The sequence below is a fragment of the Massilia consociata genome, from assembly GCF_042432755.1.
GTDB lineage: Bacteria > Pseudomonadota > Gammaproteobacteria > Burkholderiales > Burkholderiaceae_D > Telluria > Telluria consociata.
In genome coordinates this window covers 98,870-121,808 of sequence record NZ_JBHLWP010000009.1, presented here as the reverse complement: position 1 = coordinate 121,808, position 22,939 = coordinate 98,870, and the positions used below count along the sequence as shown (strand labels likewise).

22 protein-coding genes are annotated in these 22,939 nt (G+C 65.8%); 10 read left to right on the top strand and 12 right to left on the bottom strand.

Translation table 11 applies throughout. From position 1 onward, the window contains the following. Window positions 1-3: 3 nt before the first annotated feature. Entirely contained in the window at window positions 4-1,596 is a 1,593-nt protein-coding gene (locus ACFFJK_RS07600; RefSeq protein ID WP_379678580.1) for a metallophosphoesterase, read from the bottom strand. Window positions 1,597-1,807: 211 nt separating this feature from the next. On the opposite strand from ACFFJK_RS07600, the gene mfd reads away from it, so the two are divergent. From mfd to ACFFJK_RS07580, 4 genes are all read left to right on the top strand, one after another. Beyond that, window positions 1,808-5,263: a transcription-repair coupling factor gene (gene mfd, locus ACFFJK_RS07595; protein WP_379678579.1), complete on the top strand. Its 3,456-nt coding sequence runs from the start codon at window positions 1,808-1,810 to the stop codon at window positions 5,261-5,263. Window positions 5,264-5,282: 19 nt separating this feature from the next. Continuing rightward, window positions 5,283-6,125 (top strand): phosphoserine phosphatase SerB, encoded by an 843-nt coding sequence (gene serB / locus ACFFJK_RS07590; RefSeq protein WP_379678578.1) that lies wholly within the window; start codon window positions 5,283-5,285, stop codon window positions 6,123-6,125. Between the two features lie 133 nt (window positions 6,126-6,258). After that, window positions 6,259-7,572 (top strand): SGNH/GDSL hydrolase family protein, encoded by a 1,314-nt coding sequence (locus tag ACFFJK_RS07585; protein ID WP_379678577.1) that lies wholly within the window; start codon window positions 6,259-6,261, stop codon window positions 7,570-7,572. Between the two features lie 104 nt (window positions 7,573-7,676). Continuing rightward, complete coding sequence (locus ACFFJK_RS07580) at window positions 7,677-8,111, top strand: hypothetical protein (RefSeq protein WP_379678576.1); 435 nt, start codon at window positions 7,677-7,679, stop codon at window positions 8,109-8,111. Between the two features lie 55 nt (window positions 8,112-8,166). Here ACFFJK_RS07580 and ACFFJK_RS07575 read toward each other — a convergent pair whose 3' ends face one another. The 4 genes from ACFFJK_RS07575 to ACFFJK_RS07560 form a co-directional block, all read right to left on the bottom strand. Beyond that, a complete protein-coding gene (locus tag ACFFJK_RS07575; RefSeq protein ID WP_379678575.1) occupies window positions 8,167-8,553 on the bottom strand; it encodes a cupin domain-containing protein in 387 nt (128 codons plus the stop codon). A gap of 122 nt (window positions 8,554-8,675) precedes the next feature. Beyond that, window positions 8,676-9,101 carry a hypothetical protein gene (locus ACFFJK_RS07570; protein WP_379678573.1) on the bottom strand — a complete coding sequence of 142 codons (426 nt, stop codon included), beginning with the start codon at window positions 9,099-9,101 and terminating at the stop codon, window positions 8,676-8,678. Between the two features lie 4 nt (window positions 9,102-9,105). Continuing rightward, window positions 9,106-9,888 (bottom strand): Mut7-C RNAse domain-containing protein, encoded by a 783-nt coding sequence (locus ACFFJK_RS07565; protein WP_379678571.1) that lies wholly within the window; start codon window positions 9,886-9,888, stop codon window positions 9,106-9,108. Further along, on the bottom strand, window positions 9,882-10,670 hold the full coding sequence (locus tag ACFFJK_RS07560; protein WP_379678570.1) for a DUF72 domain-containing protein: 789 nt from the start codon (window positions 10,668-10,670) through the stop codon (window positions 9,882-9,884). The genes ACFFJK_RS07565 and ACFFJK_RS07560 overlap by 7 nt, the downstream gene beginning before the upstream one ends. A gap of 152 nt (window positions 10,671-10,822) precedes the next feature. On the opposite strand from ACFFJK_RS07560, the gene trxC reads away from it, so the two are divergent. Further along, window positions 10,823-11,275 carry a thioredoxin TrxC gene (gene trxC / locus ACFFJK_RS07555; protein WP_379678569.1) on the top strand — a complete coding sequence of 151 codons (453 nt, stop codon included), beginning with the start codon at window positions 10,823-10,825 and terminating at the stop codon, window positions 11,273-11,275. 40 nt (window positions 11,276-11,315) lie between these two features. Then, a complete protein-coding gene (locus ACFFJK_RS07550) occupies window positions 11,316-11,678 on the top strand; it encodes a DUF4870 family protein (RefSeq protein WP_379678568.1) in 363 nt (120 codons plus the stop codon). Window positions 11,679-11,849: 171 nt separating this feature from the next. Here ACFFJK_RS07550 and ACFFJK_RS07545 read toward each other — a convergent pair whose 3' ends face one another. The 4 genes from ACFFJK_RS07545 to phaC all read right to left on the bottom strand — a co-directional run bounded on the left by ACFFJK_RS07545 (window position 11,850) and on the right by phaC (window position 17,255). Further along, a complete protein-coding gene (locus ACFFJK_RS07545) occupies window positions 11,850-13,013 on the bottom strand; it encodes a cystathionine beta-lyase (RefSeq protein ID WP_379678567.1) in 1,164 nt (387 codons plus the stop codon). Between the two features lie 38 nt (window positions 13,014-13,051). After that, on the bottom strand, window positions 13,052-14,506 hold the full coding sequence (rimO, locus tag ACFFJK_RS07540; protein WP_379678566.1) for a 30S ribosomal protein S12 methylthiotransferase RimO: 1,455 nt from the start codon (window positions 14,504-14,506) through the stop codon (window positions 13,052-13,054). A 158-nt stretch (window positions 14,507-14,664) separates the two neighbouring features. Continuing rightward, the gene (gene phaR, locus ACFFJK_RS07535) at window positions 14,665-15,228 is read right to left on the bottom strand and encodes a polyhydroxyalkanoate synthesis repressor PhaR (protein WP_379678565.1); all 564 of its coding nucleotides are present in this window, start codon (window positions 15,226-15,228) and stop codon (window positions 14,665-14,667) included. A 248-nt stretch (window positions 15,229-15,476) separates the two neighbouring features. Then, on the bottom strand, window positions 15,477-17,255 hold the full coding sequence (gene phaC / locus ACFFJK_RS07530; protein WP_379678564.1) for a class I poly(R)-hydroxyalkanoic acid synthase: 1,779 nt from the start codon (window positions 17,253-17,255) through the stop codon (window positions 15,477-15,479). Window positions 17,256-17,321: 66 nt separating this feature from the next. Here phaC and ACFFJK_RS07525 point away from each other — a divergent pair, with 66 nt between their 5' ends. Beyond that, window positions 17,322-17,654, top strand: a complete 333-nt coding sequence (locus ACFFJK_RS07525; protein WP_379678563.1) for a hypothetical protein — start codon at window positions 17,322-17,324, stop codon at window positions 17,652-17,654. A gap of 25 nt (window positions 17,655-17,679) precedes the next feature. Here ACFFJK_RS07525 and pgeF read toward each other — a convergent pair whose 3' ends face one another. Continuing rightward, entirely contained in the window at window positions 17,680-18,456 is a 777-nt protein-coding gene (gene pgeF, locus ACFFJK_RS07520) for a peptidoglycan editing factor PgeF (protein ID WP_379678992.1), read from the bottom strand. After that, window positions 18,456-19,496: an RluA family pseudouridine synthase gene (locus tag ACFFJK_RS07515; protein WP_379678562.1), complete on the bottom strand. Its 1,041-nt coding sequence runs from the start codon at window positions 19,494-19,496 to the stop codon at window positions 18,456-18,458. Before ACFFJK_RS07515 ends, pgeF begins: the two co-directional genes overlap by 1 nt. A gap of 97 nt (window positions 19,497-19,593) precedes the next feature. Here ACFFJK_RS07515 and ACFFJK_RS07510 point away from each other — a divergent pair, with 97 nt between their 5' ends. Next, window positions 19,594-20,433, top strand: a complete 840-nt coding sequence (locus tag ACFFJK_RS07510) for an outer membrane protein assembly factor BamD (protein ID WP_379678561.1) — start codon at window positions 19,594-19,596, stop codon at window positions 20,431-20,433. 46 nt (window positions 20,434-20,479) lie between these two features. On the opposite strand, the gene yaaA is transcribed toward ACFFJK_RS07510, so the two are convergent. Beyond that, window positions 20,480-21,250: a peroxide stress protein YaaA gene (gene yaaA / locus ACFFJK_RS07505; protein ID WP_379678560.1), complete on the bottom strand. Its 771-nt coding sequence runs from the start codon at window positions 21,248-21,250 to the stop codon at window positions 20,480-20,482. Window positions 21,251-21,284: 34 nt separating this feature from the next. Between yaaA and ACFFJK_RS07500 the strand changes: the two genes are divergently transcribed. Together ACFFJK_RS07500 and ACFFJK_RS07495 are read left to right on the top strand one after the other, a co-directional pair. Further along, a complete protein-coding gene (locus ACFFJK_RS07500; RefSeq protein WP_379678559.1) occupies window positions 21,285-21,740 on the top strand; it encodes a putative toxin-antitoxin system toxin component, PIN family in 456 nt (151 codons plus the stop codon). Window positions 21,741-21,765: 25 nt separating this feature from the next. Further along, window positions 21,766-22,923 (top strand): pyridoxal phosphate-dependent aminotransferase, encoded by a 1,158-nt coding sequence (locus tag ACFFJK_RS07495; protein ID WP_379678557.1) that lies wholly within the window; start codon window positions 21,766-21,768, stop codon window positions 22,921-22,923. Window positions 22,924-22,939 lie beyond the last annotated feature (16 nt).

The window sequence follows — 22,939 nt, the reverse complement described above, 5'->3', positions numbered from 1 at the left end:
GCCTTATTTGATCAGGCTGAATTCATGGGACTCGGCTTCACTGGCAGCCGCCGCGATCGCAAGTACCCGGTCCCGGTAGCCATCCTTGTTCTCGCGGTAGCGCGCATGGATTCTCGCGACGTGCTCCGCGAGGCGGCTGCTGTGGGTGTGCCAGTCCGCGCGCGTGGCAATCCTGCAATCGGCCGGCGTCGAAGGCGACATCCACTCCTTGATCGGGACAGCGGGGTCGAGCTTCGCGAGCTTCTCGGCCGCCGCCAGGTGGCGGCACACCTCGAAGCGGTCATCGAAATCCACGGGGTGGATATAGCCGATTTCCTGCACCCGCCCGAGCCGCACCGGTGCCGCCGCGGGGACTCCGGCGCCGCCCGGATAGTGCACGATGTTCCATTCCATCGGCCAGTCCGTTGTCGAGCCCATGTTAATCTCGCGGCCGCGGGCGATGCGCTTGTCGGAATGCGCATCATGGGAGTGCGCGGACAGATAAGTCCAGTTCCCGCGTTTTCCAAGGAAACGGACAAGCCTCAGGGTCTCCAACGGGCCCAGCCATTTAATCGGAAAATGGCTCGCTACGACCAGCTTGTGATCGGCCGGCACCTGGGCCACCATGCGTTCGATCGTGCCGAACTGCTCGAGGCCGATGCAGCCCCACATGCCTGCATTGGTAATCGGGAAAGCCGCGTTGGCACCGGCATTCAGGCAGACCGAGGTATCAATGACCAGTGTCGAGGTCTTGTCCAGGTCGAAGCGCTGCACGATGTATGAGCTGTAGGTCGGCGTGAAACTGGCTTTGCTTGGCGCCTTGTCGCCAAACGCAGGGCGATGCCATACGCCTTCGGCGACATAGCCCATCTTGCCCAACGCAGTGCCCGGCGTCGCCTGCACCCGGATCGGCGTCGACGGCCCGTCCGTGGCGCCTGCAGCCGGCGTCTCGACAACGGCTCCCCACTGCGCCAGCGACGCGAGGTACTTCGCCAGCCAGCGCGACTTGTTCATCGGGGCACTTGTCGTGCCGGGCTGGTAGCAGCCGTCGCGCCAGCCGGTCTTTTGCATCGGTGTATCGACGGTTGGAAGATCCCACCAGCTTTCGTCGGTGGGCGTGGGCGATTTTTCCATGCGCGCCGGTTTCCAGTTGGGGGCCTCGTCGGCCGGAACGTACGAATTGAGCGTGCCCATCAGATAAGTATCGTGGTTACCATGGGCCATGATCACCGGCGGGAGCGGGCCCGGCCGTTCGTGCAGGATCTTCTGGAACTGCTCGATTTCGCCGCTACAGCCGATGTTGCCGAGATCCCCCAACACCAGCAGAACGTCCGGATTACTCTTCAAGCCGTCGGTGAGCGCATGGTCCAGCACGAGCGGTGCGAGAAGGTTCAATTCTGGAGGCCGGATCGCGACGCCGCTGACAAAGTCTGCCCACGGCGCCATCTGCTTGAGACTCAGGCCGTGCACATTGTGCAGTTGAGGATCCGCAACGACCAGCACATTCCGTCCGGCCTGTTCGCCGCCGGCCAGGCCGGACATGTTGGAGCAAGCGCCGAGCAGCAGCGCTGTCGCGCTCACTGCCAACTTGATTGTGCCAAGCCTGTTCGCGTTCATTCTCGTCTCCCTGTTGGAATCGTTATATCGAGATTATTGAAAAACAATCTTATCGTTACAGAAAGTAGATAAATTGTAAACACACCACATCTTCCACCTTCTGGCAGAGCACAGGGCCGTCGCCAACGCGTCCGAAGTTTGGCCGGCAGCAGCCTGGCGCGCCGTTCGTCTATAATGAACAACCCATCCCGCGAATGTCATCCAACGCTGCATGCCCTTCGATCTCAAGAAAAACCTTCCTAAGCCAGGTACCCGATTTGCCCTGCCGAGCCTGCACGGCTCGTCCGACGCCTATGCACTGGCCACGGCCGCACTGACGCTCAAGGCGAACCAGCAGATGCTCACCGTCGTCGTGGCCAACGCCAGCGACGGCCAGCGCCTGCTCGACGAGATTCCCTGGTTCGCGGACAACAAACTGTCGTGCCACCTGCTGCCGGACTGGGAAACCCTGCCCTACGACGCGTTCTCGCCGCACCAGGACCTGGTGTCGGAACGGCTGGCCACGCTGCACGAAATCCGCAACGGCCAGTGCGACGTGCTGGTCGTGCCGGCCACCACCGCGCTGCTGCGCCTGGCGCCGCCGTCCTTCCTGGCGGCCTACACCTTCTTCTTCCGCCAGGGCGAACGCCTGGACGAAGGCAAGCTCAAGGCCCAGTTGACCCTGGCCGGTTACTCGCATGTTTCGCAGGTGATGTCGCCGGGCGAATATTCGGTGCGCGGCGGCCTGATCGACCTGTTCCCGATGGGTTCGGCCCTGCCTTATCGCCTCGACCTGTTCGGCGACGAGATCGAATCGATCCGCACGTTCGACGCCGACACCCAGCGTTCGCTGTACCCGGTCAAGGAGGTGCGCCTGCTGCCGGGCCGAGAATTCCCGATGGACGAGGCGGCGCGCACCGCCTTCCGCGGCCGTTGGCGCGAGCGCTTCGAGGGCGACCCCTCGCGCTCGCCGATCTACCGCGACATCGGCAACGGCATCGCCTCGGCCGGCATCGAATACTACCTGCCGCTGTTCTTCGAAGACACGGCCAACCTGTTCGACTACCTGCCGCAAGGAACGCCGCTGGCGCTGGTGGGCGACATCGAAGCGGCCATCCAGCGCTTCTGGCTCGATACCGAGTCGCGTTACAAGTTCCTCAAGAGCGACCGCGAGCGCCCCATCCTCGAGCCCCGTGAACTGTTCCTGAGCGCCGAGCAATTCTTCACCTGCGCCAAGCCGCACGGACGCTGGACCATCGCGCGCGACCCGGGCGCGCCCGCATCCGAACTGAGCGCGCCGATTCCCGACATCTCGGTCAACCGCCGCCTGGACGACCCGCTCGCCAACCTGCGCGCCTACCTCCTGCGCCAGGACGCGCGCGTCATGATCTGCGCCGATTCGGCCGGCCGGCGCGAGACGCTCCAGCAATACTTCCACGAGTACCGCCTCGAACCGGCCCCGGTCGAGGGCTTCGAGGGCCTGCGCGCGACCAGTGCGAAACTGGCGCTGGGCGTGGCGCCGCTGCAGGCAGGGTTCGAACTGAGCGAACTGACCGAGGAAGGGGTCAACCGCCTGGTCTTCATCACCGAGACCGAGCTGTATGCGGGTTCGGGCAGGCGTGCCGGCAAGAAGAAGCAGGAAGCGACCAGCCAGGTCGAGTCGATGGTGCGCGACCTGTCGGAATTGAAGGTCGGCGACCCGGTGGTCCACATCAACCACGGCATCGGGCGCTACATGGGCCTGATGAGCATGGACCTGGGCGAAGGCGAGACCGAGTTCCTGCACCTGGAATACGCGAAAGAGACGAAGCTGTATGTGCCGGTCTCGCAGCTGCACGTCATCTCGCGCTACTCCGGCGCCTCCCCCGAGGACGCGCCGCTGCACGCCCTCGGCTCGGGCCAGTGGGACAAGGCCAAGCGCAAGGCCGCCGAGCAGGTGCGCGACACCGCGGCCGAGCTGCTCAACCTGTACGCGCGCCGCGCCGCGCGCCAGGGCCACGCCTTCGAGTATTCCGCAACCGACTACGAGAACTTCGCCGCCAGCTTCGGCTTCGACGAGACCCCGGACCAGGCGGAAGCGATCAACAACGTCATCAAGGACATGACCTCGGGCCGTCCGATGGACCGCCTGGTGTGCGGCGACGTCGGCTTCGGCAAGACCGAGGTGGCGCTGCGCGCCGCCTTCATCGCCGTCATGGGCGGCAAGCAGGTGGCGATCCTGGCGCCGACCACCCTGCTGGCCGAGCAGCATGCGCAGACCTTCGCCGACCGTTTCGCCGACTGGCCGGTCAGAATCGCCGAGCTGTCGCGCTTCAGGACAGGAAAAGAAATAAACAATGCGATCAAGGGCATGGCCGACGGCACGCTCGACATCGTGATCGGCACCCATAAGCTGCTCTCGCCGGACGTGAAGTTCACCCGCCTGGGCCTGGTCATCATCGACGAGGAACACCGCTTCGGCGTGCGCCAGAAGGAAGCGCTGAAGGCCCTGCGCGCCGAGGTCGACGTGCTGACGCTGACCGCGACGCCGATCCCGCGCACCCTCGGCATGGCGCTGGAGGGCCTGCGCGACTTCTCGATCATCGCCACCGCGCCGCAGAAGCGCCTGGCGATCAAGACCTTTGTCCGCAGCGAGGACGGTTCCATCATTCGCGAAGCCTGCCTGCGCGAACTGAAGCGCGGCGGCCAGATCTACTTCCTGCACAACGAGGTCGAGACCATCGAGAACCGCCGCGCGATGCTCTCGGCGCTCCTGCCGGAAGCGCGCATCGGCGTGGCCCACGGCCAGATGCACGAGCGCGACCTGGAAAAGGTCATGCGCGACTTCGTCCAGCAGCGCTTCAACATCCTGCTGTGCACGACCATCATCGAGACCGGCATCGACGTGCCGACCGCGAACACCATCATCATGCACCGCGCCGACCGCTTCGGCCTGGCCCAGCTGCACCAGCTGCGCGGCCGCGTCGGCCGTTCGCACCACCAGGCCTATGCCTACCTCCTGGTGAACGACGTGACCGGGCTGACGAAACAGGCGCAGCGCCGGCTCGACGCGATCCAGGCGATGGAGGAACTGGGCAGCGGCTTCTACCTGGCCATGCACGACCTCGAGATCCGCGGCGCCGGCGAGGTGCTGGGCGAAAACCAGTCCGGCGAGATGCTGGAAGTGGGCTTCCAGCTGTATTCCGACATGCTCAACGAGGCGGTGCGCTCGCTCAAGGCGGGCAAGGAGCCCGACCTGGCGGCGCCCTTGTCGAGCACCACCGAGATCAACCTGCACGTGCCGGCCCTGCTGCCCTCGGACTACTGCGGCGACGTGCACGAGCGCCTGTCGATCTACAAGCGCCTGGCCAACTGCGAGAGCCAGGACAAGATCGACGCCATGCAGGAAGAGCTGATCGACCGCTTCGGCAAGCTGCCGGACCCGGTGAAGGCGCTGATCGAGACCCACCGCCTGCGCATCGCGGCGAAGTCGGTCGGCATCGTCAAGATCGACGCCCACGGCGAAGCGGCCAACCTGCAGTTCATCGAGAAGCCGCCGATCGACCCGATCAGGATCATCACCCTGATCCAGAAGAACCGCCACATCAAGCTCGCCGGCCAGGACAAGCTGCGCATCACCGCCAGCATGCCCGACCTCGCGGCGCGCGTGACGCAGGTAAAACAGACCATCAAACAACTGCTCGCCTAGAGCCCATCCTTTTATGACCATGAACCTGGTGCTCCAGGGGCCGCAAGCCTCCCTCGACACGCTCGAACGCATCGCGCAACTGGCGCAGCCGGCGCGCACCGCTGCGCTCGGCGACCACGCGCTGCGCTGCGAAGGCGTACCCTTTTCCGCCGGGCTGAAAGAGCGCATCGACGCCGCCGCCTTCGAGGCCGGGGTGGACGCCTGCTTCATCGAGGCCGGCCGCACGCTGGCCGATTTCGGCCTGGTGGCGATGGACATGGATTCGACACTGATCACCATCGAATGCATCGACGAGATCGCGGACATGCAGGGCCTCAAGCCCCAGGTGGCCGAGATCACCGAAGCGGCGATGCGCGGCGAGCTCGATTTTGCCGCCAGCCTCACGCGCCGCGTGGCCCTGCTCGAGGGGCTGGACGCGGCAAGCCTGCAACGCGTCTACGACGAGCGCCTGCGCATCTCGATGGGCGGCGAAACGATGCTGCGCGCGGTGCAGGCTGCCGGCCTGAAGACGCTGCTGGTATCCGGCGGCTTCACCTTCTTCACCGACCGCCTGAAGGAACGCCTCGGGCTGGACTTCACGCACGCCAACGTGCTCGAGGTGCTTGATGGCAAGCTCACCGGCCGCGTGCTCGGCGGCATCGTCGATGCCGAGGAAAAGATGCGTACCGTGCAGCGCGTGTGCGGCGAACTCGGCATCGATCCGCGCCGGGCCATCGTCATGGGCGACGGCGCCAACGACCTGAAGATGATGGGTATTGCCGGCCTGTCGGTGGCCTTCCGGGCCAAGCCGGTGGTGCGTGCCCAGGCGTCGGTGGCGCTCAACTTCTCCGGTCTTGATGGGGTTCTCCGTATCCTGGAGTAATTCTCCACCATAATTACTGCGGGCAAGCCACGATCTAGCGCAAGCTTTCGCGTACTAGTCTTTGTTGTGCGCGAATTGCTGGGCTATCGTAATGGCGTTCTGCGGCCAATCCAGTGCCGCAAGGGAGAGCAAAATGCAAGCCGACGACGCCCAGCTACCCGACACTCCAACTACCGAACACCTGGATATCAACCGGCAGCGGCGACGATTGTTGCTTGCTGCTCCAGCATTGGCCGGCACCCTCGGGGGGATCGCGCAGCCGGTGCTGGCGCAGTCGTCGTCCGGCTGGTCCGCGACCTGGGGCTGCGCGCCGGCAGGCCCCCCGCCCTCCGCCAGCACGATGAGTTTCAGCGGGCAGACGCTGCGCATGATCGCGCATGCCAGTACCGGCGGTAACCGGGTGCGTGTGCGGCTGTCCAACGAAATGGGCAACACGTCCCTGGCCATCGGCGCAGCGCAGGTCGGCCTGCGCAGCAGTGGCGTCGCTGTCGTGGCTGGCTCGAATCATCCGCTGACCTTCGGCGGCCGCACGTCGATCACCATTCCAGCCGGTGTGGCAATCCTGTCCGATCCGGTGTACCTGCAGGTCGCCCCATTCGCCGACCTGGCAATCAGCCTGTTTTTCCCCGGCACCGTCATGGCGACCACGATTCACAGGGATTCGTGGCAGACGAACTATGTCTCCAGCGCGGGCAATTTCGCGGCACATACCTCGTTTCCCGTGTCGCGCTCGTTCGGCTCCTGGCCCTTCCTCACCGAGGTAGACGTCGACGGCAGCACGCGGTGCATCGTCGCCATCGGCGATTCACTCACGGACGGCTTGGGCAGCACGGCGAACGCGAACCGGCGCTGGCCCGATTACCTGGCGCGTCGCCTGCCGTCGGAACTCGGCACGGTGGGACGCATCGGCGTGGTGAACCGCGGCATCGCAGGCAACCGCTTGCTGCTGGACGACCCGAATGCCCTTTTGGCCGGGCGTCGCGTCGTGGAGCGCTTCGACCGCGACGTGCTGGCCACACCGGGGGTGCGTGCAGTCATTGTGGCCATCGGCATCAACGACATCGTGTACGCATCCGGTACCGCGCTGTCGCGAATGCAGCAGGACCTGATCGCCGGCTACCGCCAGCTGATCTCCCGGGCGCGGGCGCGCGGCGTCAGGATAGTGGGGGCGACCCTGCCGCCGATGGAAGGATTCGTCTACTACACGGCGCAGCGCGAAGCGGTGCGGCAGGCCACGAACGGCTGGTTGCGGTCCTCGAACGAATTCGACATGCTGATCGACTGGGACAGAGTGCTGCGCGATCCGGCGAATCCCGGACGCCTGCATCCGGACTACAACCGCAAGCCCGACGGACGACTTGGAGACTATCTGCATCCGAACGATGCCGGTTACCAGGCCTTGGCCGCGGCTGTGCCCTTGTCGAGGCTGGTCTCGATGATGACCTGACCGGCACCGCATTGCGGTCACCTGCGACGAGGATGTAACCAGCTGTAATAGCAACGGCAACTGTATGTGGGATTTTTTATCATGGCAGCATCAGGAGGACCGCCATGAAAAAACTCATCATTGTTACCGCGTCGCTGACCGCGCTGGCCGCCCTGACCGGTTGCGCCACACCCGGCCAGGACTACTACGGCAGCCGTAGCTATGGCCAGCCGGCCGACCCGGGCCAGTGGCAAGTGGTGTCGGTGACGCCGGTGCCGGTGGGCACCGGCGCCCGCGCCGCCGCCAACGGCGAAACCGGCACCACCACCTACAGCACGGCGCCGGTGGTCGTGCAGCAGCAGCCGGTCTATGTGCCGCAGCCCGTATACGTGCCGCAACCCGTGCCGCATCCTGTCTACGTCCCGCAGCCGGTGTACCAGCCGCGCTACTACTATCCGCCGGTCTCCATCGGTCTCGGCTTCAACTTCGGCCGCGGCTGGGGGCACCACCGTGGATGGGGCGGGCACATCGGGACGCGTTTCCCGTTCCACTACCGCTGATATGACGAGGCCGGCAAATGCCGGCCTTTTTCATGCGGTCGCTGACGCTGGACGATCAGTGACCGTGCTGGCGCTCGTACTCGTCCGCTTCGGCCTTGTCGGCGTGGACGGTGCCGTCCGGGTGCTCCGGCGGGGTGTACAGGGTGTACAGGCGCATCGGTTCGGTCTTCGAGGTATTGATCACGTTGTGCTCGGCCCCGGCAGGGATCACGACGGCGACGCCGTCTTCCAGCTTGTGCTCTTCGCCGTCCAGCAGGGCCACGCCTTCGCCCGCTTCGACCCGGATGAACTGGTCATGGCCTTCGTGGCGCTCGACGCCGATCTCCTCGCCCGGCTGCAGCGTCATGATGACGAGCTGGCTGCGCTGGGTGGTGTAAAGGACTTCGCGAAAGTTATTACCGGCAAGGGTTTTTTCTTCGATGTTGATGCTGTAGCCCGACATTGTTTGTTCTCCTGGTGTGCAAATGGCAAACGGCTGCTGCCGCCTTGAATGCATTGTATAAGAGCCAAGAGAAACACGTGCAACACGCCTGCCCGCCGTGCGCCCGCGATCCGGCCTGCCCGTCATCCCGCCGGTCCCGAACCGAACAGGTCATGCGCGTCGAGCAGCGCGTAGGCGATTTCGGGACGTTCGCCCAGGCGGCGCCGTACCGCCGCGGGCACCGACTGCCGCACTTTCTTGCACAGCCCCGGCTTTTCTTCCAGCACCACGATGATGCCCCGCACCGTGCGCACTTCGTTCGGGCCCGGTTCGATGCGCAGTTCGGCGCCCAGGTTCTTGCGCACCAGGGCCTGCACGTGGCGCAGGTCCTCGTAACTGTCGACGCGTTCGATCCGCTCGATGAGCTTCTGTTCCTGCAGGCGCGTCAGGGCGAGCGGGCGATGGTCGGCCTGCGGGTCGCCCAGCACGCGGTCACGCTCGCACACGCAGGCGCCCGGCGGGCACTCGGTGCGGATGGGGAAGGAAAACGGCGGAAGGTGTTCGCTCACGCTGTCATGATGTGGTGTCTGGGGTCCGGGGCAATTCTACATCAGCGGCCCGCGCCGCCACGCCCTCCAGCAGGCCGCGCATGCGTTCGTGATGCGAACCCTTCCAGTACACCCGGCGGCAGCCGTCGCAGGTCGTGAATGTCTCGTGCGTGGCCGCGACCATCGGTGGCAGCCGGTCGAGCACCGCTTCCTTGGGAACGGCCCGCAACGTCAGGTTGCAGTGCAGGCACAGGGTGAAGGCCTGCACGCCGGGCGCCAGGCCGAGTCGGGCGAACAGCTCGCGCAACTGGGCAGCCGGGTCGAGCGCGTGGAGGTAGCAGCCGAACTCGACCGTCCTGCGCTTGAGCAGGTCGCGGTCGCGCGTGAGCAGCACGCGCCCTTCTTCGCGCGCCACCCGCTCGATGTCGTCGTCATGGTAGTGGTTGTCGTACAGCGTGTCGTAGCCGGCCATGCGCAGCAGCCGCGCCAGCCCCCCGAGGTGGGCATCGGCCACGAAGCGCAGGCGCCCCTGCGGCCAGCTGCGCAGGCGCTGCACGGCCTGCACGTCCAGCGTACCGAAGGCCGGATACACGGCCACGCGGTCGCCCTGCGCCAGCAGGCGGCCGAAACCGCTGGATTCACCGTTGACCAGTACCAGCTCGACCTCGGTGTGGGGTACGCCGAGCGCTTCGATCATGTGCTTGGTGGTCGCGTCGCGGGCGCAGGACGTGGTGAAATCGCGCCCGCGCCGCCCGCGCGGCAGGAATTCGTTCAGCCCATCGTAGAAGCGGAAGGTAGCGGTTACCATGGTGCAGACAGTATTGCAGTTTCGTCGGGCGGCTGCGCATATTGTCCGTGCATCAACTCCAGTGCGTTCGGCACCGCCTCGAACCCTGCGGTATTATCGAAAATGCACCAGCACGTGCGGCCGGCGGCCACCTGGCGTGCAAGCACGCGCCGCACCGATTCCACGTACGCGGGCGAGTAGCGCGAATAGTAGATGCGGGGGCTGCCGTGCAGGCGCACGTACACGGACTGCTCGCTGGTCGGCACGTGCGGACCCGGCTGGCCGGCGGCCGGATCGGCGATGACGCGCACCACGCTGCTCTCGCGCAGCAATTCGGTGGCGGCGTCCGAGAACCAGCTCGGGTGGCGCGCCTCGAACGCCACCACGCAGCCGAACAGTTCGTGCAGCTGGCCGAACAGGCGCCGCGCGGGCTCGTCGACGAAACCGAACTTGGGCGGCAACTGCACCAGCAGCGCGCCGAGCTTGTCGCCAAGCTGGCCCGCTTCGGCCGCGAACTGGGCCACCAGGGTATCGACCGATTCCATGCGGGCATCGTGGGTGATCGCGCGCGGCACCTTGACCGCGAAGCGAAAGCCCTCGGGCACGCTGGCGGCCCACTTGGCATAGGTGGCCGGGCGGTGCGGCCGGTAGAAGGACGAGTTGATTTCCACCGCCGGGAAGACGGCGGCATAACGCTCGAGGTGGCTGCCCTCGACTGGAAAGGCAGCGGCATCGGCTTTCGGGACGCTCCAGCCCGCACACCCGACCAGCAGCCGGCCGGGGGACATCGCGTTGTCGGTCATCGTTTCGCAGGAATGGTCAATCTGGCAATGCCCTGATTCTACGGAATGCCCGCGGCCGGCGGCGCATGGCTGGCACCGGCTTCTGCATCCGTCCGGTGGAGTGCTTACAATGAAGGGCTTACAATCATGGCATTTCGTAGAAGGAGGACCCGATGAGCGAAGCGATCCATGTCGTCTGCCCGCAATGCGACGCCGTCAACCGGCTGGCCCCGGCCCGCCTGCGCGACGCCCCGGTGTGCGGCAAGTGTGCGCAGGCCCTGTTCTCAGGCCGGCCGCTCGACGTCGACAGCGCGCGGTTCACGAGGCACGTCGCGCGCAACGACATTCCGGTGCTGGTCGATTTCTGGGCCGACTGGTGCGGCCCCTGCAAGATGATGGCGCCGCATTTCGCGCAGGCCGCCATGCAACTGGAGCCCGCGGTGCGCCTGCTGAAGGTGGACACCGAGCGCAGCCAGGATTTATCGGCACGGTTCGGCATTCGCAGCATCCCGACCATCGCCCTGTTCCAGGGCGGCAGCGAAATCGCGCGCCAGGCCGGCGCGATGGGGGCCAGCGACATCGTAGCCTGGGCGCAGTCCCATGCGCGCCAGGCGCAGCGCGGATAGGTTACCATTCAAGCAACTGAACAACGACCAGGAGGACGTCATGTCCCAGCAACTCGTTTTAGACCAGAACGTCGAGGGTGCCAAGCAGTTCGCGCGCATCCTGTACGTGGTGCACGCGCTCACCTTCTTCTTCTCGGTCGGCACGCTGTCGATCCTGGTGCTGATCGTGAACTACGTGAAGCGTCCGGACACGCACGGAACGATCGTTTATTCGCACCACACCTGGATGATCCGCTCGTTCTGGTGGTACCTGTTCTGGATGATCCTGGGCGGGGTGATATGGGTGACCCTGATCGGGATCCCGATCGCCATGGTGATCTGGGGCGTGGCCTGGCTGTGGATGGCCTACCGCATCATCCGCGGCTTCCTCGACCTGAACAGCAACAAGCCGATGCCGGTCTGACCCGGTCCGGCGTGATGTGAAAGGGAGGTTCGCCCGAACGCGAGCCTCCCTTCTCTGTGCATCGGCAAGCGGCGCCTCCCGGCGCCTGCTTCCGTTAAGCCCATCAACTGGCCCGTCCCGGCCGCATCCTGCACCCCGACCAGCACCGCCCGGTACGGTCCCGGATGCCGGTCAGAGCCTGGCGATCGCCTGTTCGATGTCGGCGATAAGGTCGTCGGGGCTTTCCAACCCGATGTTGAAGCGCACCAGCACGCCCTCTTCCATCCACCGGCTGCGGATCGCCCCCATCCGGTACGGCATGACCAGGCTGTTCGGACCACCCCAGCTGTAGCCGAGACCGAACAGTTCCAGGGAATCGACGAAGCGGTCGGTCTGATCTTCGGTGTGGCGCGGGTCGAACAGCACCGAGAACAGCCCGCCCGCGCCGCTGAAGTCGCGCTTCCAATGCGCGTGTCCGGGGCAGTCCTCGAATGCCGGGTGCAGCACCTTTGCGATTTCCGGCCGGCCTTTCAGCCAGGCCGCGACCTTGCGCGCACCGAGGTCGTGCGCTTCGAAGCGCAGCTTCATGGTCGGCAGGCCGCGCATCACCAGGTAGGCGTCGTCGGCGCCGACACCCAGGCCGAGCCGCATGTGCGCCTGCGCCAGGCGCTCGTTGAGCGCGCGTTCGCGCGTGATGACGGCGCCCATCAAGAGGTCCGCTCCGCCCGACTGGTACTTGGTCAAGGCATGCATGACGATGTCGGCGCCCGCATCGAAGCCGCGCAGCGCCAGCCCGGCCGACCAGGTGTTGTCGAGCGCGACCGGCACGCCCTTCTCCTTCGCCGCGCCGCAGATGGCGGGCAGGTCCGGCACTTCCATCGACACCGAACCCGGCGCCTCGGTCCAGATGAGCCTTGTGTTGGGCTGGATCAGCGCCGCGATGCCGGCGCCGATCATCGGATCGTAGAAGCGCGCCGTCACGCCGAAATCCTGCGACAGCCAGCGGCCCAGTTCGCGGTTCGGGTTGTAGACGTTCTCCGGCAGCAGCACATCGTCGCCGCTTGCCAGGAACGCGAAGTTGATCATCGCGATCGCCGACAGGCCGGAAGGGGCGAGCAGGCAGTGGCTGCCGCCCTCGATCCCGGCCAGGCGCGCCTCCAGCGTGAAGGTGGTGGGCGTGCCGTGCAGGCCGTAGGTGTAGGCGCTCTTGTCCTTCCATTGCCCCGCGCGCATCGCGGCCACGTTCTCGAACAGGACGGTCGAGGCGCGGTGAATGCCCGGCGGGAAAGCGTCGAAGCCGCCGGGCGCTTCGTAGTCGCTGTGGATCAGGGAAGTCTGGATCGTCTTCTTGTTCATCGTGTGCTCCCGCTGCGCGAGGCTGGTTCTGTCCGGCCTCAGGCCACCGTGGCCCACAGGTCGTGGGCATCGGCCTTGGTGATCACCACGTCGATGAACTGGCCCACGGCCGGCTTGGCCTTGCCCGGGGCAAGCGCGCGCTTGATATGGACCACGCCGTCGATTTCCGGCGCGTCGGCGGCGGTGCGCCCCACAGCCTCGCGCGGACCGACTTCGTCGACCAGCACGCGCATCGTCTTGCCGACCTTGGCCTGCATGCGCTGGAGCGAGATTTCTTCCTGCAGCAGCATCACGCGGGCACGGCGCTCCTCGCGCACTTCTTCCGGCACCGGATTGTCAAGCAGGTTGGCGGTCGCGCCTTCGACCGGCGAGTAGGCGAAGCAGCCCAGGCGGTCGATCTGCGCCTCGCGCAGGAAGTCCAGCAGGTATTCGAATTCGGCCTCGGTCTCGCCCGGGAAGCCGGCGATGAAGGTGGAACGGATGGTGAGCTGAGGGTTCATCCGGCGCCAGGCCTGGATGCGCTCGAGGTTCTTCTCGCCGCTGGCCGGGCGCTTCATGCGCTTGAGGACATCCGGATGCGCGTGCTGCATCGGGATGTCGAGGTAAGGCAGCACGTGGCCGTCGCTCATCAAGGGGATCACCTGGTCGACGTGCGGGTACGGGTAGACGTAGTGCATGCGCACCCAGGCGCCGTACTGCTTCGCCAGTTTGCCCAGCTCTTCGGTCAGCTGGGTCATGTGGGTCTTGACCGGGCGGCCGTTCCAGAAGCCGGTGCGGAACTTGACGTCCACGCCGTAGGCGCTGGTGTCCTGCGAGATCACCAGCAGTTCCTTGACGCCGGCCTTGAACAGGTTCTCGGCTTCCTGCAGCACTTCGTGGATCGGGCGCGACACCAGGTCGCCGCGCATCGACGGGATGATGCAGAAGCTGCAGCGGTGGTTGCAGCCTTCCGAGATCTTCAGGTAGGCGTAATGCTTGGGCGTGAGCTTGACGCCATGGTCCGGCACCAGGTCGATGAACGGGTCGTGCGGCTTGGGCAGGTGCAGGTGCACCGACTCCATGACTTCGGCAACCGCGTGCGGGCCGGTCACGGCCAGCACCTTCGGATGCACCTTGGTGATGATGTCGTCGCCCGCGGCGTCCTTCTTCGCGCCCAGGCAACCGGTGACGATGACCTTGCCGTTCTCGGCCAGCGCCTCGCCGATCGCATCGAGCGACTCCTGCACCGCGGCGTCGATGAAGCCGCAGGTGTTGACGATGACGAGGTCGGCGCCGTCGTAGGACTTGGCGGTCTGGTAACCCTCGGCGCGCAGTTGGGTCAGGATCTGCTCGGAATCGACCAGCGCCTTGGGGCAGCCGAGCGACACGAAGCCCACCTTCGGCGCGGCGACGCCGGGCGCCGGGCTCGGGATCACGAGCGAGGGGGCGGCAGGCGCGGCGACGGCAGCGGCAGGGTCGGTGGCAACAGCGGGGATACGACGGAGTTCAGTCATGGGCGGACGACACAAGAAATCTGGGCAATCCGCGATTGTACCCGAAGCGGCGAGGGTGAGTAAGCCGGTGGAGCCGGCAGGGAGGCATGCCGGCTGCCGCGCCCGGATGCGCGGGGCGGGGGATGTCGCAAAAGCGCGACCAGGCTTGCTGCGGCCGCTTACTTCTTGTCGGTCGGCGGCGTCATGCCGGGGAACGGAAAGGCGCCGAACATGGCCTTGCTCTGGTTCTGCATCTGCTCCTGCATCTGCAGGAACAGGTTCTTCGACTGGTCGATGTAGTTGTTCATCATGCCCTGCATCATCGGGCCCTGGACGTTCATGAACTGGGTCCACATTTCCGGGCTGAAGGGCTTGCCTTCCAGCGCGCCGGCGGCGTTACTGGTGAACTTGTTCTGGATGTCGGTGAACGCCTGCACGTTCTTTTCCAGGTAAGAACCCATCATGCCCTGCATGGCGTGGCCGTAGTAGCGGATGATCTGGGACAGCACCGAGCTCGAGAACATGGGGATGCCGTTGGCCTCCTCTTCCAGGATGATCTGGAGCAGGATGCTGCGGGTCAGGTCTTCGTTGGTCTTGGCGTCGACGACGGTGAACTCGTCGGCGTCGAGCACCAATTGCTTCACGTCGGTCAAGGTGATGTAGGAACTGGTCTGGGTGTCGTACAGGCGACGGTTCGGATACTTCTTGATCAGGCGTTCGGCACTCTTCTTCACACTACTCATCTCTTGTCTCATCGTTGTGCGCTGCGGCAGGGTCAATCGCGCGCCATTTTTTGATTGCTTACCAAAAAAACCGGCCCCGGGGCCGTTCCGTTTAACAAGGATATTGCCCAACGGGACGGACAAGGCACACCATACCACGACCTGCGCGCAGGTGCAGCAATTATTAGACTGCTCACTTACGTGATGATTTTGATATGTACAGCGAATAGCATTGGCAGCGTGGCCGGCTCCGCCGGCCACGCCACGTCTTAGTCGGCGCGCGCCTTCACGTAACGCCCGGGCGCCGGCTCGGTCGCTTGGTAACGCTCGTTGCCGAACGCGCTCGGCGCCGGCACGTCGGCGCCGCCGTTCTGCGCCAGGAACTTCGCCCATTCAGGCCACCAGCTGCCCTTGTTTTCGGTGGCGCCGGCGAACCAGTCGGCCGCCGTCTTCGGGCGCGACTTGCCGTTCTTGTCATTCACCCAGTAGCTGCGCTTGTTCTTCGAGGCCGGGTTGATCACGCCGGCGATGTGGCCGGATGCACCCAGCACGTAGCGGTTGGCCTTCGGGTTCTTCGGATTGAGCAGGTTCATCGAGGCGAACGCCGCTTCCCACGGCACGATGTGGTCTTCCTTCGAGCCGTAGATGAAGACCGGCGCATCGATCGCACCGAGGTCCACCGGCACGCCGCAGACGGTGAGCGCGCCCGGCACCTTGAGCTTGTTTTCCAGGTAAGTGTTGCGCAGGTACCAGCAGAACATCGGGCCCGGCAGGTTGGTGCTGTCCGCATTCCAGTACAGCAGGTCGAAGGCCGGCGGCTCCTTGCCCTTCAGGTAGTTCTGCTGGACGTAGTTCCACACCAGGTCGTTCGGACGCAGGGCCGAGAAGGTGGTGGCCAGGTCGCGGCCCGGCATCAAGCCGCCGTTGCCGAGCGATTGCTCGCGCAGGGCCACCTGGGCTTCGTCGACGAACACTTCGAGGATCCCGGTGTTGTCGAAGTCGAGCAGCGTGGTGAGCAGCGACAGGCTGGCCGCCGGCTGCTGGCCGCGCGCCGCCAGCACCGCCAGTGCGCTTGCCGCGATGGTGCCGCCGACGCAGAAGCCGAACACGTGGGTCTTGTCCTGCCTGGTAATGTCGCGCACGACTTCGATCGCCTTGATGGCGCCGGTTTCCACGTAATCGTCCCAGGACAGGTTGCCGAGCGTGCGGTCCGGGTTGCGCCACGAGACCATGAACACGGTATTGCCCTGCTCCACCACGTAGCGCACCAGGGAATTTTCCGGCTGCAGGTCGAGGATGTAGAACTTGTTGATGCAGGGCGGGATCATCAGGAGCGGCACGGCCTTGACGGTCGGCGTGGCCGGGCTGTACTGGATCAGCTGGAACAGCTCGTTCTCGAACACGACCTGGCCCGGGGCCGTGCCGACGTTGCGGCCGACCTCGAAGGCGGACTCGTCGGTCTGAGAGATGCGGCCCTTCTGGAGGTCCGCCAGCATGTTGGCCAGGCCCTTGGTCAGGCTTTCGCCCTTGGTCTCGAGCATGTGATGCTGCGCTTCCGGGTTGGTGGCGAAGAAGTTGGCCGGCGACATGGCGTCGACCATCTGCTGCACCGCGAAACGGATCTTCTGGCGCTCCTTCGGGCCGGCCTCGACCGCGTCGGCCAGCGCCAGCAGGAATTCCGAGTTCAGCAGGTAGGAGGCTGCCGAGAACGCCGACATCGGGTTCCCGCTCCAGGCCGAACCGGAGAAGCGCTTGTCGTGCAGGGCCGGCGTCTTGCCGGTAACAAAGTCCTGCCACAGCTGGCCGGCCTTCTTGAGATAGTCGTCACGGATCGTCTCCAGCTTCGCCGGCGCAATGCCGACCCCGACATCCTTGAAGAGGCCGGCCAGCGGATTGGCGCCGCCGGCCGCGGGCATCATCTGTGGCACCATCGGCGACACCATGTTCGGCATCATCGGTGGAAACGTCGTCCAGCCCTGCCACACCGTCGGGTCGGTGAACTGGGACATCCAGGTGGCAGCGATAGCTTGGGGATCAGGCATGTTCATGTGAGCGTCCGTTGTTTAGAATCAGCGTATTACAGCTTGGTAAATCGTCGTTCAGGGAGAAAACGCATGTGGATTGTCGCCGTAGCCTGGATTTATGTCGTCGCCCTGATGGCGGCGACCGAACCGAGCATCGTCCATGGGCTCATGACCTTCCTGTTCTATTGCGCCCTGCCATTATCCATTGTTTTTTATCTCACAGGGTCAAAACGGCGGCGTGCGCGGCGCGCGGCGCAGGCACGCAACGCGGCAGTCGGCACGGGAGCGGCGCCGGGAACGGATCCTGAAGCAGGCGCAGCCGCTGTTGCTGTCGCTGTTCCTGCCGCTGTCCCGGTCCCCGCCAAGGGCGGCCACCGCGGACCCGATGGGAGTGCTGGCAGCGGCGGCGGCACCGGAGGCTGAACATTCTCGCCCAGCACCACCACCGTCACTTGATCCAGATCAGACTAGCTTGCCGGCCGGTGACCCGGTCGCGCCGGTACGAATAGAAGCGTTGCGGCGCAGCCAGCGTGCACAGGTCGCCACCGTGCACCCGGGTGACGCCGTCGCGCGCCAGCATCAGGCGCGCCAGAGCCGGCATGTCGGCCAAGAATTTTACCGGTTGGTCAAGAAGCGGGCGAAAGGCGGCCAGGGTCGCCTGGTCCGGCATCGCGGCCAGGAAGGCGTCGCGCACGTCCGTGCCGACTTCGAACGCGTCCGGGCCGATGGCCGGCCCCATCCAGGCCGTGATCTCGCCGGCGCCGGCGTCCCGCATCGCCCGCACGGTCGCGCCGAGCACGCCGCCGGCCAGGCCGCGCCAGCCGGCGTGGGCCGCACCCACCACCTTGCCGTCGAGGTCGGCGAAGAGTACGGGCAGGCAGTCGGCCGTCATGATCGCGCATACCACGCCGGCGCGCGTGGCGAAGCTGGCATCGCCCGTGCGCACCGGCTGGTACGGGCCGACCATCGCCGCATCGACCACCTCGGCGCCGTGCACCTGCGCGATCCACGCCGGCTGGCCCGGGAGGAAAGCCTGCAGGCGTTCCCGGTTGGCGCGCACGGCCTGTGGATCGTCGCCGCAATGCAGGCCGAGGTTGAGGCCCCCGCCGCCCTTGCCGTCGCCGTACGCGCCCTGGCTGACGCCGCCGTCACGGGTGGTCGACAGCGCGCCGACGCGCGCCGGCAGGTCGGGCCAGTCCGGCCACACCAGGGCACTGCGCTCCATCATGCCTCGACGTCGTCGCTGTCGTTGTCCAGCAGCGGCTCGGCGATGCCGGCCCTGGCGATGAGCTCCGCGAAGTCGGCGGCCAGCGGCACGGTCCATTCGAGCTGCTCGCCGCTGCCCGGATGCACCAGGCCGAGGCGGCGCGCCTGCAGCGCCTGGCGGTGGAATACCGGCACCAGGTGCTGCTTGCCGTAGACCGAATCGCCCACCAGGGCGAAGCCCAGGTGCTGCATGTGCACGCGGATCTGGTGGGTGCGGCCGGTTTCGAGGCTGCAGCGCACCAGCGACACCGGACGGCGGTCGAGGTTGCCGGTGGCGATTCGCTTGTAGTGCGTGATGGCCGGCTTGGCAAAGGGGCTCGGCGATACCGCCATCTTGACCCGGTCCTTCGGGTGGCGGCCCATCGGCGCGTCGATCGTGCCGGACAGGTGCGGCGTGCCCCACACCAGTGCGAAGTATTCGCGCTTGACGCTGCGCGCCTGCAACTGGCGCACCAGGTCGGTCTGCGCGGCCAGGGTCTTGCCGACCACCATCAGGCCGCTGGTGTCCTTGTCGAGGCGGTGCACGATACCGGCGCGCGGCACGCCCACCAGCTGAGGGCAATGGTGCAGCAGGCCGTTGAGCAGCGTGCCGGACCAGTTGCCGGCGCCCGGGTGCACCACCAGCCCGGCCGGTTTGTTGATGACGAGGATGTCCTCGTCCTCGTACACGATGTCGAGGGCGATTGCCTCCGGCGTGAAGGCCGTGTCTTCCGGCGCGGCCTGCGGTTCGATGACCACGGTCTCGTCGCCGTAGGCGGTATCCTTGCCGCGCGCCGCCTTGCCGTCGACCTTGACGAAGCCTTCCTCGAACCACAGCTGCAGCCTGGCGCGCGAGAACTGGGGCACCAGGCCCGCGACCACCTTGTCGAGGCGCTGGCCGCAGGCATCGGGCGTCAGGTGCAGGGTGATCGGCGACGTGTCGGCGCCGGGCGCGGCGAGTTCGAGCCCGGCCTCGAGATCATCGTCGAGGTTCGCATCCAGGTCAGGGTCAAAGGGCATTTCCGCCGAATTCGGCGCAGGAGTTAATATCACGTGAGTCCCATCGGCTATAATCAGCCGTTCGTTGAATCTAGGTAAAACTTTCTTGCAAAGAGCTATGCAAAAAAAATTGTCTGTGTTGGTCGCCGCTTGCGCCCTCGTCGGTTTGTCTGCCTGCAGCATCCTGCCGGAACGGTCCGACGAAACCAAAAATTGGTCAGCGGAGAAATTATACGCTGAGGCGCGCGACGAGATGGCCGGCGGCCACTACGAAGCGGCCATCCGGCTGTTCCAGCGCCTGGAATCGAACTACCCGTTCGGCACCTATGCCGCGCAGGCGCAGATGGAAATTGCGTACGCCCATTACAAGGCCCAGGACCAGGCCGAGGCGCTGGCCGCCGTCGAGCGCTTCATCAAGCTGCACCCGAACCATCCGCAGGTCGACTACATGTACTACCTGCGCGGCCTGATCAACTTCAACGACCAACTGGGCTTCCTGAGCTTCATCTACGAACAGGACCCGACCGAACGCGACCCGAGAGCCACGCGTGAAGCCTTCGCCGCCTTCAAGGTGCTGGTCGATAAGTTCCCGAACAGTAAGTACGCGCCGGACTCGATCCAGCGCATGAGCTACCTGATCAACGCCATGGCGCAGTACGAAGTCCACGTGGCGAACTACTACTACCGCCGCGGCGCCTACCTGGCCGCGCTGAACCGCGCCCAGGCCGCAGTGCAGGAATACAGCGACGCGCCGGCGCGCGAGGAAGCGCTGTTCATCATGATGCGTTCCTACGACAAGCTCGGCATGCCGGTGCTGCGCGACGATACCCAGCGCGTGTTCACGCTGAACTACCCGAACAGCCGCTTCCTGAACCCGAACGCCGCGGGCGACGCCCCATGGTGGCGCTTCTGGTCGAAGAGCGGTCCGAAGCCGGCGCCGAAAGACGCCATCCAGTAAGAAGCCCGCCTGCCGGCGCAGCGTGCTGCGCCGGCGCAGGAAGCGCTCAGGCCTCCTGGCGGCGACGGAACACCCAGTTGCGCTCTCCCGATACGGCGGGGTCGAAGGCATAGCCGTCGACGTCGAATGCCTTGAGCTGCTCCGGATCCGTGAGTCCATGCTGTGCCGCGTAGCGTGCCATCAGGCCGCGGGCGCGCTTGGCGAAGAACGAGATGATCTTGTACTTGCCGCCCTTCCAGTCCTCGAACACCGGCGTGATCACCGGCGCGGCCAGGAGCTTCGGCTTGACCGACTTGAAGTATTCTTCCGACGCCAGGTTCACCAGTGCCGACGCTCCGGTCTCGTCGAGCTGGCGGTTCAGCGCATCGGTGATCGTCCTGTCCCAGAACGCATACAGGTTGCTGCCGCGCGGATTGGCCAGGCGCGTGCCCATCTCCAGGCGGTACGGGTGCATACGGTCGAGCGGACGCAGCAGGCCATATAGGCCCGACAGGATGCGCACGTGGCGCTGCGCGTAGTCGAGCGCCTGCGGGTCGAGCGAACGCGCATCCAGGCCGGCATAGACGTCGCCGTTGAAGGACATGAGGGCCTGGCGCGCCTCAAGATGGTCTTCGCTCCAGTGGGCATAGCGCGAGACGTTGAGCACCGACAGTGCGTCCGAAAGGTCCATCAGCTCGGCGATCTGGCCGGGAGAATATTGGCGCAGCACGGCGATCAGCTCGGCGGCATGGCCGATGAACTCCGGTGTGCTGTGGTGGCTGGTGGTGCTGGGGGATTCGAGGTCGAGGGATTTGGCGGGCGAGAGGACAATCAGCATCGGTTGCAACAGCTTTACTAGAAAAATTTCCTACATGATACCCGTTTCAAACAATCCCATCGTCATCGACACCAATGTCTGCCTCGACCTGTTCGTGTTCCGCGACCCGCGCTGGGCCGAACTGGTGGCGGCGCTGGAATCCGGCGAGACCGTGGCGGTGACCCGCGCCGATTGCCGGGACGAATACCTAGCGGTGCTGCGCTACCCGCACCTGCCGCTCGACGAGGCCGGCCGCCTGGAAGCGCAGGCGCGTTTCGATGCCCTGCTCCAGGTGGTGGCGCCCGATGCCCGGCACGTGCGCCTGCCGGTGTGCACCGACCGCGACGACCAGAAGTTCCTCGAGATTGCCCGCGACGCCGGCGCCGCCGTCCTCGTCACCAAGGACAAGGCCCTGCTCAAGCTGAACCGGCGCTGCATGCGCGAAGGCCTGTTCAAGATCATGTTGCCCGAGGCCTGGCTCAAGGCCCGCGCCGCCGCCGCGCTAGAATGACCACACCGTTTTACTTCGTACCATCATGACCACTCCCGAATTGCGCACCCGCCTGCCCCACGTCGGCACCACCGTCTTCACCCAGATGTCCCAGTTGGCCGTCGAACACGGCGCCGTCAACCTGGGCCAGGGCTTCCCCGACTTCGGCTGCGACCCCAGGCTGGTCGGCCTGGTGGACGAGGCCATGCGCGCAGGCCACAACCAGTACCCGCCCATGACCGGCGTGCCGGCCCTGCGCGAGGCGATCGCCGCCAAGATCGCGGCGCTGTACGGCCGCCGCTATGACGCGGCGGCCGAGATCACGGTTACCAGCGGCGCGTCGCAGGCGATCCAGTCGGCCATCCTCTGCAGCGTGCATCCGGGCGACGAGGTGATCGTCATCGAGCCGGCTTACGATTGCTACCTGCCCGCGATCGCACTGGCCGGCGGCGTGCCGGTACCGGTAGCGATGCACGTCGGCGAGCGCGGCTACAGCGTGCCATGGAACCGGGTGGGCGCCGCCGTCACGCCGCGCACGCGCATGATCATCGTGAATTCGCCGCACAACCCGACCGGCAGCATCCTGCGCGCCGCCGACCTGGAGCAGCTCGCCGCCATCGTCGCCGGCACCGATATCCTGATCTTGTCGGACGAGGTCTACGAGCACATGGTGTTCGACGGCGAGCAGCATGCCTCGGTGGCGCGACACCCGGTGCTGGCCGAGCGCGCCTTCGTGGTCTCGAGCTTCGGCAAGACCTACCACGTCACCGGCTGGAAAGTCGGCTACGTGGCGGCCCCCGCCGCCATGAGCGTGGAATTCCGCAAGGTCCACCAGTACAACGTGTTCACCGTGAACACACCGATGCAGCACGGGATTGCCGGCTACATGGCCGACCCGGCGCCATACCTGGAGCTTCCCGCCTTCTACCAAAAGAAGCGCGACCTGTTCCGCGCCGGCCTGGCCGGCTCGCGCTTCGAGCTGCTGCCGGCGGACGGAACCTACTTCCAGTGCGTGCGCTACAGCGCCATCTCGGACCTGCCGGAGGCGGAGTTCGCGAAGTGGCTGACGCGCGAGGCGAAGGTGGCGGCGATCCCGGTATCGGCCTTCTACAGCCGGCCGACCGAGTCGGGCATCGTGCGCTTCTGCTTTGCGAAGAAGGATGAGACGCTGCTGGCGGCACTGGAGAGCCTGCAGCGCCTGTGACCCGTGGCGCGGGCGG